Source organism: Pseudomonas inefficax, from assembly GCF_032164165.1.
In the GTDB taxonomy this organism is placed as follows: domain Bacteria; phylum Pseudomonadota; class Gammaproteobacteria; order Pseudomonadales; family Pseudomonadaceae; genus Aquipseudomonas; species Aquipseudomonas inefficax.
The window spans coordinates 408,152-419,602 of record NZ_CP134401.1; the positions used below are offsets into that span (position 1 = coordinate 408,152).

Genomic DNA, 11,451 nt, shown 5'->3' on the forward strand with positions numbered 1-11,451 from the left:
GGATAACAAGGAAAACAGCATGTCCAAGACCCACCTGTTCGACCTCGACGGCAAGATTGCCTTCGTTTCCGGCGCCAGCCGTGGCATCGGCGAGGCCATCGCCCACCTGCTGGCCCAGCAGGGTGCCCATGTGATCGTGTCCAGCCGCAAGCTCGACGGTTGCCAGCAGGTGGCCGAGGCCATCATCGCCGCCGGTGGCAAGGCAACGGCGGTGGCCTGCCACATCGGTGAACTGGAGCAGATCCAGCAGGTGTTCGCAGGCATCCGCGAACAGTTCGGGCGGCTGGACATCCTGGTCAACAATGCCGCTACCAACCCGCAGTTCTGCAACGTGCTGGATACCGACCCAGGGGCTTTCCAGAAGACCGTGGACGTGAACATCCGCGGATACTTCTTCATGTCGGTAGAGGCCGGCAAGCTGATGCGCGAGCAAGGTGGTGGCAGCATCATCAACGTGGCGTCGATCAACGGGGTTTCACCTGGCCTGTTCCAGGGCATCTATTCGGTGACCAAGGCGGCTGTCATCAACATGACCAAGGTCTTCGCCAAGGAGTGCGCGCCGTTCGGGATCCGCTGCAACGCCCTGCTGCCGGGCCTGACCGACACCAAGTTCGCCTCGGCACTGGTGAAGAACGACGCCATCCTCAACGCCGCGCTGCAGCAGATCCCGCTCAAGCGCGTGGCCGACCCCAAGGAAATGGCCGGCGCCGTGTTGTACCTGGCCAGCGATGCTTCCAGCTACACCACCGGTACCGCACTCAATGTCGACGGTGGCTACCTTTCCTGATCAAGCTTTTACTGCCACCAGGGTGTAGCTCAGGGGCAGGCGTGCGGGCTGCTCGCGCAAGCGATATTCACCGTCGCCGCCCTTGACCATCTGGCCCGGCAGCGCCTCCCAGGGGATGCTCTGGTGCTCGACCAGGGCAGTCAGCTGCAGGCCGTGGGCCAGCACGGCGCTGATCACCTCGCCCAGGCCATGGTTCCACTCGTGGGTTTCGGTGTGCGAAAGGCGCTGCTCGGTTTCGACGTAGGTCTGGTCGTTGTGCCACACCGTCGGCTCTTCGTGCTCGAAATACGGGTACGCGAGTTGCAGACGGTCCTGATGGTCCTCGTTGACTGCCATCAGCATCGGGTGGCCATCGCGCAGGAACAACCGCCCACCCGGTTTCAGCAGGGCCGCAACAGTACGTGCCCACGGTTCGATGCGAGGTAGCCAGCAGAGCGCGCCGATACCGGTGTAGACCATGTCGAACGTGCCGGCTGGCAGTACCTTGTCGGCGACGTAGACGTCAGACTCGACATACGCGATGGGTGCCGCACAGCGCTGGGCCAACGCACGCGCCTCGGCCAGCGACGCCGCGGAATAGTCCAGGCCACAGACCTTGGCGCCAAGGCGCGACAGCGAGAGGGTATCGGTGCCGATATGGCACTGCAGGTGGACGACATTGAGCCCGTCGATGTTGCCGAGCAATGGCAGATCGAAGCGTACTGTTTCGGAGAGGTGTCCGGGATCCTGGACGAGCCGTTCGACTTCGTAGTCGTTCGAAGCAGCGTGCAGCGGGGCACGTTCATCCCAGCTGGCGCGGTTGAGTTGCAGCGAGCGGTCCATGGTGTCGTCCTTGATTCGGGGGGGCTCATGCTAGCCTCCACCAATCTTCCAGCGACAGAACCGAAGTGCTAAAAATTGTAAAGCTGGTGCGGTCACTGTGGGAGCGGGTTTACCCACGAATGCGGTGTTGAATGTATCGACGCATTCGCGGGTAAACCCGCTCCCACGGGGAAATGTGTCTTGCTGTTACAAACAGGTCGCAGCCGCCGCCCGGCGCTGCAGGGCCACGCTGTCGTTCTTCTGCGCGTAGTAGTCCACACGCGCCCCACCGGCCTGTGGGTACACGTCCACGAACGCCTCGGCCTCACGGGTATACACCGTGAACCCACCCTGCTTGCGTGGTTCCAGATAACCACTGGCGTCGTCACCGAACACCTTCTCTTCCTGCCAACTGAACTGAATGCACTGGGCCACCAGTTCCGGCGCCTTGTGCGAGTCGAGCTGCGCGGTCGGCTTGGTGCCGCGGGCCGTTTCCATGGTCGCAGAAGCACAACCGACCAGCATCAGCGCTGCGGCCATCTGCAGAATCGCACGCATGTTCCATCCTCAGGGTAAAAAAGAAGGCGACTCTAGCACTGGCAAGCATCGCGAGTGAATTGTCACGCGCAGGTGGCGGTCGCAGATAAGGCATTCCGTCACAAGGAGATCGTCATGAAATTGCACTACCTGCTGTTCGCCGCCCTTACCTGCCTGCCCCTCGCTGCCACCGCAGCTTCCTCCAGTGAAGAAAGCATCACCGCGCCAGAAACCCACAACCGCGAACTCAAGGTCGGCGACAAGGCACCGGACCAATACAAACGCGATGACCAGGCAATCAAGGACTGGAAAGCCAAAGGCCTGCCCGCGCCGGAAAAGGAAAGCCACTGGGTAAACATGGGGGGGCGTTACGTGCTGGTGCAGATCACCAACGGTGTGGTGCTGGCGATTCAGCCAAGCCACTGATTCCAAACTCTCCCCGCCGCTCATCGCTGGCACGACAAATTTTTGCCTGCCAGCGAAACCAAATGGATCCTTTCCAGTCTCAGAGGGTGTGCCGTAAACCTTTGCGGATCAAGGACCTATATCGTGATGACCCGTCTTGCAAGCCTTTCGCTGATTGCCGTTGTCCTGCTGACCGCAGGGTGCCATAGCCATCGCTACCATGACGACGACGATGGCTGGCGTGACCGTGACCGTGACCATCGCCACCACCATCGGCATGACCGCGACGACGATGATGATGACAATCGTCGCTATCGTGGTGACCGCTACTACCGCTGAAGCGTCTTTTTCAACCCTGGCCAGCCGCCCGTTGCGCGGCACCTTAACCTGATGATTCCTTTGAGGTTCGTATCATGCGTCTGACTCTGCCTTCCCTTGCCCTCGGCCTGCTGCTGTGCCAGGGCGCTTTCGCCGGTGACGGTACCGCCGCCATTGGCGGTGGCCTGGGTGGTGTTCTGGGTAACGTTGTCGGTCAACAGATCGGCGGCAAGACGGGGGCGGCCATCGGCGCCGGCCTCGGCGGCGCAGCCGGCAGTGCGGTAGGTGCACGCAAGGGCAACCGTACCGAAGCCGCCATCGGCGGTGGCCTGGGTTCGGCCGGCGGTTCGCTGCTGGGCGGCGCGGTAGGCGGCAAGACCGGCTCCACCGTGGGTGCCGGCCTGGGTGGCGCAGCCGGTGGTGCCATCGGCAACCACCTGGGCGACAACAATGGCAAGCACCGTCACCGCCACCGTCACTGATCGGGTGAATCCGGGGCTGCTGTGCAGCCCCTTTTCTTGCAGCACATCAACACCTCCTTCAGCACAATCCGGCACACTGGCTGCTACTGTCTATCGTGCCCCCGTGTGAAGGAACACCCCCTCCCCATGAACCAAGAGCTACTCTGGGTCCTCGGCCTGCTGGCCATCGTCATCGCCCTGTTCGTCATCAACCGCCCGCGCATGGACGTAGTCGCGCTGCTGGTAATCCTCGCCCTGCCGCTGTCGGGCATCCTCACCGTGGAACAAGCGCTGGCCGGCTTCAGTGACCCCAATGTGGTATTGATCGCCGCCTTGTTCGTGATCGGCGAAGGCCTGGTGCGCACCGGCATTGCCTACCGCATCGGCGAATGGATGAGCGAGCGGGCCGGCAACAGCGAGGCGCGCCTGCTGGTGCTGCTGATGGTGGCTGTGGCGGGACTGGGGTCGATGATGAGCTCCACCGGCGTGGTGGCCATCTTCATTCCGGTGGTGCTGAGCATCGCCGCGCGCCTGCAACTTTCGCCCGCCCGCCTGATGATGCCGCTGGCCTTCGCTGGCCTGATCAGCGGCATGCTCAGCCTGGTGGCCACGCCGCCCAACGTGGTGGTACACAGCGAGCTGGTGCGCCATGGCGAAGCGGGCTTCAGCTTCTTCAGTTTCACTCCGTTTGGCCTGGTGGTGCTGGTGCTGGGCATCGGCTACATGCTGTTGACCCGGCAATGGCTGAATGGTGAAGTGCGCAAGGATGGCCGCGTGGAAAGCCGCCGCACCCTGCTGGACCTGGTGCTGGACTACAAACTCAACGGCCGTGAACGGCGCCTGCGCATCCGCCCCCACTCACCGCTGATCGGTCATACCCTGGGCGAGCTGGAGCTGCGCACCCGGCATGGCGCCAACGTGATCGGCATCGAGCGCCAGCACAAGTTCACCACACGGGTGATCGCCGCCAGCTCCAGCACCGTGCTGCACCAGGGCGATGTGCTGCTGCTCGACCTGTTCGCCAACCGCGACGACCTGCGCAGCCTGTGCCAGACCATGCAACTGGAGCCGCTGCACTTCAAGGCCGCCTATTTCATTGACCAGTCCCAGGAGCTGGGCATGGCCGAGGTCTTGCTGCCACCAGGGTCGAAACTGCTCGGCAAGAGCATCCTCGAACTGGCCTTCCGAACTCGCTTCGACCTCAACGTGGTCGGCTTGCGCCGCGACCAGGTGGCGATCGAAGAACAACTGGTGGAAGAAAAGCTGCGCCTGGGCGACACCCTGCTGGTCGTCGGCCCGTGGAAAGCCGTGCGCCAGCTGCAAAGCAAGCCCAAGGACTTCCTGGTACTGAGCCTGCCCGCGGAAGTCGACCTGGTCGCGCCCGCCCGTACCCGTGCGCCACAGGCGTTGCTGAGCCTGGCGGTGATGGTCGGGCTGATGGTCAGTGGCGCGGTCCCCAATGTCATTGCCGCACTGATCGGCTGCCTGCTGATGGGCGCAGGCCGCTGCATTGACATGAACAGCGCCTACCGGGCCATCCACTGGCAAAGCCTGGTGCTGATCGTGGGTATGCTGCCCTTTGCCCAGGCACTGCAGAAAACCGGCGGCATCGACCTGGCGGTGGGCGGCCTGGTCAGCGTGCTGGGTGATGCCGGCCCCAGCGCCATCCTTGCCTGCCTGTTCGCTGTCACGGCGGTGATCGGCCTGTTCATCTCCAACACGGCCACTGCGGTACTGATGGCACCCGTGGCAGTCAGCACCGCAACGCAGCTGGGCATGTCGCCCTATCCGTTCGCCATGACCGTGGCGCTGGCCGCCTCGGCGGCCTTCATGACCCCGGTGTCATCGCCGGTGAACACACTGGTACTGGGCCCGGGGCAATACCGCTTTGCCGACTTCGTCAAAGTTGGTGTGCCGTTCACCGTCCTGGTGATGCTGGTGACCGTGTTGATGGTGCCGTGGTTCTTCGGGCTGTGAGGTGACAGGCCTCGAATGAAGGCAATTTGGCATTATCGCGAGCGATTGCGGCAGATTGACATCAAGTCCCCTGTCGAAACACACTTACGCGCAATTGCCCCAGGTGCTTCAAGCCGTTGTCCTGGATTTCGTTTCCGCCTTGCCGGTCGAGCCCATGGTTTTTCCAGCCCAAGCGCGCTTGTTGCACTACGTCGTTCTACTCGGCCTGACCTTTGCCCTTACCTTGGGCGGCATCCTGGCCCGCCCGATCGAATCCTTGTCGCTGTTCTGGCCGGTCAATGCAGTACTGGCCGGCGTACTACTGCGCTACCCCCGCCAGGCCACACTCACGGGCTTTGCCCTGGTCTGGCTGGCCATGGTCGGCGCCGACCTGCTGTGCGGCAGCGCCTGGGTACCGGCGCTGTGGTTCAACCTGTGCAACCTGGGCGTGGTAGTCACCCTCTGGCTGATGCTCTCGCGCTTGCCGCGCCTGCACCGGCGCATGCGTACCCCCCACGGAGTACTCAGTGTGTTCGGCGCCTGTGCCGCCGGCGCGATAGTGGCGGCCAGCATGGCGGCGGCAATAGCCACGCCGTGGTTCGAACAGTCGTTGCGCGTCACCTGGCTGGCCTGGTTCAGTGAACAATTCTCGACCAGCGTACTGGTGCTGCCAGTGCTGCTGACGGCGCCTTCGGCACGAGCGCTGATGCGCGGTGGTGCCCAGGCCATCCGCCTGGCGCCGTTATTGGTGCTGCTCGCATCGCTGGCGTTCAGCATTGCCTTCGGCGGCCCCGGGGCCATCGCCTTCCCGATTGCCGCGCTGCTGTGGTGCGCCTGGACTTACTCACCGTTCCTGGTCTCGCTGTTGACACTCACCGCTGGCAGCACACTGATCGTGGCGGTGGCGCAGAACCTCATGCATTTCAGCTTGCCGCAAAGCGAGCTCGGGGTGAGCACCCTGATGTCGGCGCGCCTGGGCATCGCCATGCTGGTGCTTGGGCCGCTGGTGGTCGCCTGCGTCAGCCAGGCCAACCGCAGCCTGATGGCCCGCCTGGCGCATCAGGCCACCATCGACCATCTCACCGGCGTGCTGACCCGCAGCGCTTTCACCCGCCGCGCCAACGCGCTACTGGAAAGCCGCCAGCAACACGCTCAGGCACTGCCGCTGACCCTGATGATGCTGGACATCGACCACTTCAAGTCGATCAATGATGCCCACGGCCATGCGGTCGGTGACCAGGTGCTGCGCCAGTTCGCCAGCACCTTGCAGGACCAGTTGCACGATGGTGACCTGTTCGCCCGCCTGGGCGGCGAGGAATTTGTCGTGGTCCTCCCGGGCCTGGCGCCAGGTCGGGCCAAATTCACTGCCGAACGCCTGCGCCGCGCCGTGCAGGACCTGCATGTGCTGCAGGCCGACCAGCATCTGCAAGTTACCGTGAGTATCGGCCTGGCCGGTTGTGCCGCCGATGTGCCGGCCCCCACCCTCGACGAACTGCTGGCGCGCGCCGACCGGGCGCTGTACCGGGCCAAGGCCCATGGCCGCAACCGCGTCGAACAGGCCGAGCCGCAACGCCAGGTGATATGAACTAGCCGCCCAGCAGGTCCCACGTCAACTTGGCGATCAGCACGCACAGCAGCACCAGGAACAGCCCGCGCACGAAACCCGCGCCCTTGCGCACCGCCAGCCAGGTACCGGTCAGCGCGCCGAGGATGTTGCACACCGCCATGGGCAAGGCGATGGCGTACAGCACGTTGCCTGATGGCACGAAGAACACCAGCGCCGCCAGGTTGGTGGCGATGTTCACCACCTTGGCCGACGCCGAGGCGTGCAGGAAGTCCAACGCGAAGAAGCGGATGAACAGGAAGATCAGGAAACTGCCGGTACCCGGCCCGAACAGGCCGTCGTAAAAACCGATCGCGCCACCGATCAGCACCGCCAGGCACTGCTCCTTGCGGCCTATCCTTGCGGGTTTGTGCAGCGTGCCGAAGTCCTTCTTGCAGAACGTGTAGATGGCCATCAACACGATCAGCACCAGTACCGCCGGGCGCATCACGCCGGGCGGGACCAGCGACACCGTGGCGGCACCGGCGAACGACATGACGAAGGCACTGAGCGCAGCCGGCACGATCAACCCCCAGTCCAGCGTCACCCTGCGAATGAACGAACGCGCAGCGAAGGCCGTGCCGCACACCGATGCCAGCTTGTTGCTACCGAGCAGTGCCGCCGGTTGTGCGGTGGGCAGCACGTTGAACAAGGCCGGGATCTGGATCAGCCCACCGCCCCCCACGGCGGCGTCGATCAGCCCTGCTGCGAAGGCGAATACGGAGAGCACAGCGATATCCATCATGGCGCGGTTCCAGGCAGTGAAGACGCTTGCAAGGCTAATCAAAGTGCCGCGCTTGTGTTGAAATGCCATATTGCAAAAACTGCAACAAGGAGCAGGCAATGGCATTGGACATGCTGCGGGAAATCCAGGCGTTCGTCAGCGTGGCGCACAAGCGCAGCTTCGTCGCCGCCGCCCGCGCCCTGGGGCGCTCACCTAGCGCAGTCACCCGCGCAGTGCAAACCCTGGAAGACAACGCCGGGAGCAAGCTGCTCAACCGCAACGCCAATGCCGTGACCCTGACCGAAGCCGGCGAGCGCCTGCTGCCTCACGCTGAACGCTTGCTAGATGTGCAACGTGATGCTGCCGACGAACTGGCCGCGCTAAGCGGCAGTGCACAAGGCTGGATCCGCTTCGCCGTGCCGCAAGTGCTGGGTGAACATGTGCTGCCCCAGGTGCTTGCCGAGTTTTCCCGCTGCCACCCACAGGTAACGTTGGACGTGCAGTACAGCGACGGGGCCCTGGACCCGCTGCAAGGCAAGTTCGATTTCGTGGTGCGCGGGGCCTTCCCGCAGTCGAGCGAATTGATCGGCTACCCACTGTGGGGTTACCGCCGTCACCTGTATGCGAGCCCGGAATACCTGGCCCTGGCCGGCACGCCAGAACAACCCGAGGACCTCGAAGGCCACGCGCTGATCCTGCACACCGCCCCGCGCATCCTCAAGGCCTGGCACTTCTGCCGCGACGATGAGATCACCAGCCTGCGCCCCAGGCCCAGGCTGCGCCTGGACTCAGGTGACGCGGTGTACCACAGCACCCTGGCCGGTGCCGGCATTGCCCGCCTGGCCGCCTGGGTCGGCGAAGCGCAGGTCAAGGCCGGGCGACTGGTGCGGGTATGCCCGCAGTACCGCCTGACCTCCAGCAACGGCCAGGACCCGCAGATGCACGCCGTGTACCCCGCCGGCGAGTTGCCAGCGCGGGTACGCGACCTGCTGGCAGCCCTGCGCCGCGCCGGCCTGGCCTACTGAAACATCCTCTTAAATCGCTGTTCAAATTCTGCTCAATTTAACAGAGCCCGCCGCGGGCCTGGCTTGCAGCACTTTATCCACAGACCTACCCACGTTTTTTGTGGACAGTTTTCCCAGTGCAAAGAAAGACTTATCGTACAAACAGGCAGGGCGAATCGGCCAACAAAGAAGGAGAATGGGCCCGCCCGGGGGGCAGGCAGGCCGCGAGGGAAATAGGCTGGTGAATGTCAGCTTGGCGGAATGGTGCCAAGAATACCAATCAGAATGGTCAGCAGCAGAAAACCACCCAGGAATAGCGCGAGCTTGCCCATTGGAACCTCTACAAGTGTGATGCGGGAATGGGCGTATTGTCGGGCTTGGGCTGATACCGTTACAGATTCAGGTTTATGGAAAAAAAGCGGATCAGATGTGAAGACTGGCACGCTCTCCAATTGAACCGGGTCACGTGTAGGAGCGGCCTTGTGTCGCGATGGGCTGCGCAGCAGCCCCCCAGGATCTCAATGTTCAAACACAAATTACTGGGGCTGCTGCGCAGCCCATCGCGACACAAGGCCGCTCCTACACGAAGCCGTGCACGGTTGCAGGGCGAGTTTGCGGCATATCAGGTCAGCGGCTGAAGCTTCCCGCAGGCAACCAGCCATACTCGTCATTGCCATGGCGTCTGCACCAGACCCAGCCATTGAGCGGGCGCACCATCTGCACCAACTGCCCCGGGTCGGCATCCAGTTCATGCGCCGAGTAGTGGTCCAGCGCCCTGCCCTGGCACATGCTGAGCCACTCGATCAATTGGGCCGGCACCCAGCCGGGCTCCTGGCCAGTGCAGGTGCACAGGTACCAGTCCTGCCAACCAGGCTCGCCTTCGTAGCGTGGGCCAATGTTCAGCAAGGTGCCCTTGGCGAAGCGGATGGGCCGCGGGTACTCACTGCGGTGAGATTCAATCACAACGTAATGCATGGGCCTCTCCTTGGCCGGGAAACCAATCGATCGTAGCAGAAGCGGCAAAACCGGCTGCCAGCCGGTATTTGTATCTTCATGTGTACAGATTGAGACTTGATACACAGGAACGTTTCCTGCAGGCCGAGCGGACACATCCTCGATACAGCCGTCATCTTTACTGGCCCCATCAACCCGCACCGATGGCTTCGCCAAGGAGATGCCCGATGTCCGCCCGCCACTCGACCACCGCTCTGCCACGCCGCTTCAGCCGTACGCTGCTCGCCTGTGCCCTGCTGCCGCTTGGCCTGCTGGCGGCGAACATGGCCACGGCTGCACCGCTGCAGGCCCAGCCAGCCGCCACGGCGGCGGATGACTTCGGCCCGCTGAAACACATTAACGCTGGCGTGCTCGATGTGGCCTACGTAGAGCAAGGCCCCGCCGACGGCCCGGTGGTGATCCTGCTGCATGGCTGGCCGTATGACATTCACAGCTTCGAGCAAGTTGCACCCGCCCTGGCGGCAAAGGGCTACCGGGTGTTGGTGCCCTACGTACGTGGTTACGGGCAGACCCGCTTCCTGTCTGCGGCAACCCCACGCAATGCCCAGCCCTCGGCACTGGCCAGCGACGTGATCGCCTTCATGGACGCGCTGCATGTCCAGCGTGCCGTGCTCGCCGGTTTCGACTGGGGCGCACGCACTGCCGACATTGTCTCGGCGCTATGGCCAGAGCGGGTAAAGGCGCTGGTATCGGTCAGCGGCTACCTGATCAGCAGCCAGGAAGCCGCCAAGGCCCCGCTGCCCCCCAGTGCCGAGTTGCAGTGGTGGTACCAGTACTACTTCGCCACCGCGCGCGGCCAGGCCGGCTATGACAAGAACCGCCATGCCTTCGCCAAGCTGATCTGGCAAACCGCCTCGCCCAAGTGGGCCTTCGACGACGACACCTTCGAGCGCAGCGCCAAGGCCCTGGACAACCCCGACCAAGTAGCGATCACCGTGCACAACTACCGCTGGCGGCTGGGGCTGGCCCAGGGCGAAACGCGCTACGACCCGCTCGAGGCCAGACTGGCCAGCTTCCCCAGCATCGGCGTACCGACCATCACCCTGGAAGGCGACGCCAACGGCGCCCCGCACCCGCCGGCCGAAGCCTATGCGCAGCGCTTTACCGGCAAGTACGAGTACCGGCTGATCAGCGGCGGCATCGGCCACAACCTGCCGCAGGAAGCGCCGCAGGCGTTCACCCAGGCGGTGGTGGATGCGGACCATCTGTAGCTTGCGGAGCGGCAATTGCTACATAAGGTTTCGAAAAGAACGGCAGGTCCTGGTTTGAACTGCGTCGAGGGCCTGCATTATCGAAAACCGATTGTGCCCAGCTATCGCGCGGTGTTGAGGCGGATTTGAAAGACACGATCTGAAATGCGGCTTGTAGGATCTTTTACCTCGAAATGTAGGAAGAATCGAAGCACTGAGATTTGCCTGTATGAAACATCAGTTTCTCCAGCAAATTCGAGCTGCTACGGTCCAGTTTTCCTACAACGGCACGGAAGCCTACAGCATGAGAAAAGCATGGATCCGTTCAATACCTCGGCCCTGAAGTTACAGAAGAGTTTGCTTAACCTGCGCCTTGAGCGTGACCGCCTGAGAAGGGAGGGCAAGGACAAGGAAGCGGACGAACTCGCGGCACCGATCGCGCGGATGGAGGCAGCTATTCAAAAACTGCCGGATGGCATGAAGCCGGTGACCCTGCAGTAAAACCTGGGGGAGCAGGGTTCACCCGCCAACACGTTCGAAGCTGAGGGCTTTGCTTGAGCCGGCAATGATTCTGGTGCAGCCATTTGCCGAGAATCGGACTTTGCACCAGCCATCAGAGATTTGTAGCCTGCGCTGGCTTCTTCGCGGGCA

General features: G+C 63.1%; 13 protein-coding genes. 9 read left to right on the forward strand and 4 right to left on the reverse strand.

All coding sequences use genetic code 11. The features are described 5' to 3' along the window. Positions 1-19: 19 nt before the first annotated feature. On the forward strand, positions 20-787 hold the full coding sequence (locus tag RIN61_RS01965) for an SDR family oxidoreductase (RefSeq protein ID WP_112252804.1): 768 nt from the start codon (positions 20-22) through the stop codon (positions 785-787). Here the strand turns inward: RIN61_RS01965 and RIN61_RS01970 are convergent, their stop codons facing one another. Together RIN61_RS01970 and RIN61_RS01975 are read right to left on the reverse strand one after the other, a co-directional pair. Beyond that, positions 788-1,609 carry a class I SAM-dependent methyltransferase gene (locus RIN61_RS01970; protein ID WP_313855496.1) on the reverse strand — a complete coding sequence of 274 codons (822 nt, stop codon included), beginning with the start codon at positions 1,607-1,609 and terminating at the stop codon, positions 788-790. It lies immediately after the preceding gene. 186 nt (positions 1,610-1,795) lie between these two features. Then, entirely contained in the window at positions 1,796-2,146 is a 351-nt protein-coding gene (locus RIN61_RS01975; RefSeq protein WP_112252806.1) for a hypothetical protein, read from the reverse strand. 114 nt (positions 2,147-2,260) lie between these two features. Between RIN61_RS01975 and RIN61_RS01980 the strand changes: the two genes are divergently transcribed. The 5 genes from RIN61_RS01980 to RIN61_RS02000 all read left to right on the forward strand — a co-directional run bounded on the left by RIN61_RS01980 (position 2,261) and on the right by RIN61_RS02000 (position 6,850). Beyond that, positions 2,261-2,551 carry an RcnB family protein gene (locus tag RIN61_RS01980; protein WP_112252807.1) on the forward strand — a complete coding sequence of 97 codons (291 nt, stop codon included), beginning with the start codon at positions 2,261-2,263 and terminating at the stop codon, positions 2,549-2,551. A gap of 126 nt (positions 2,552-2,677) precedes the next feature. Continuing rightward, positions 2,678-2,869, forward strand: coding sequence for a hypothetical protein (locus tag RIN61_RS01985; RefSeq protein ID WP_112252808.1), 192 nt, complete (start codon positions 2,678-2,680; stop codon positions 2,867-2,869). A gap of 74 nt (positions 2,870-2,943) precedes the next feature. After that, on the forward strand, positions 2,944-3,330 hold the full coding sequence (locus RIN61_RS01990; RefSeq protein WP_087500050.1) for a glycine zipper domain-containing protein: 387 nt from the start codon (positions 2,944-2,946) through the stop codon (positions 3,328-3,330). A 126-nt stretch (positions 3,331-3,456) separates the two neighbouring features. After that, complete coding sequence (locus RIN61_RS01995) at positions 3,457-5,286, forward strand: SLC13 family permease (RefSeq protein ID WP_215520632.1); 1,830 nt, start codon at positions 3,457-3,459, stop codon at positions 5,284-5,286. Between the two features lie 139 nt (positions 5,287-5,425). Next, positions 5,426-6,850 (forward strand): GGDEF domain-containing protein, encoded by a 1,425-nt coding sequence (locus RIN61_RS02000; RefSeq protein ID WP_313857535.1) that lies wholly within the window; start codon positions 5,426-5,428, stop codon positions 6,848-6,850. A 1-nt stretch (position 6,851) separates the two neighbouring features. Here the strand turns inward: RIN61_RS02000 and RIN61_RS02005 are convergent, their stop codons facing one another. Next, entirely contained in the window at positions 6,852-7,613 is a 762-nt protein-coding gene (locus RIN61_RS02005; protein ID WP_112252811.1) for a sulfite exporter TauE/SafE family protein, read from the reverse strand. A gap of 98 nt (positions 7,614-7,711) precedes the next feature. Here RIN61_RS02005 and RIN61_RS02010 point away from each other — a divergent pair, with 98 nt between their 5' ends. Beyond that, positions 7,712-8,617 carry a LysR family transcriptional regulator gene (locus RIN61_RS02010; RefSeq protein WP_313855506.1) on the forward strand — a complete coding sequence of 302 codons (906 nt, stop codon included), beginning with the start codon at positions 7,712-7,714 and terminating at the stop codon, positions 8,615-8,617. A 606-nt stretch (positions 8,618-9,223) separates the two neighbouring features. Here the strand turns inward: RIN61_RS02010 and RIN61_RS02015 are convergent. Continuing rightward, positions 9,224-9,571 (reverse strand): SH3 domain-containing protein, encoded by a 348-nt coding sequence (locus tag RIN61_RS02015; RefSeq protein WP_313855508.1) that lies wholly within the window; start codon positions 9,569-9,571, stop codon positions 9,224-9,226. A gap of 206 nt (positions 9,572-9,777) precedes the next feature. On the opposite strand from RIN61_RS02015, the gene RIN61_RS02020 reads away from it, so the two are divergent. Together RIN61_RS02020 and RIN61_RS02025 are read left to right on the forward strand one after the other, a co-directional pair. Further along, a complete protein-coding gene (locus RIN61_RS02020; protein ID WP_207878301.1) occupies positions 9,778-10,821 on the forward strand; it encodes an alpha/beta fold hydrolase in 1,044 nt (347 codons plus the stop codon). A 294-nt stretch (positions 10,822-11,115) separates the two neighbouring features. Continuing rightward, positions 11,116-11,301, forward strand: a complete 186-nt coding sequence (locus RIN61_RS02025; protein WP_112252816.1) for a hypothetical protein — start codon at positions 11,116-11,118, stop codon at positions 11,299-11,301. Positions 11,302-11,451: the final 150 nt, after the last annotated feature.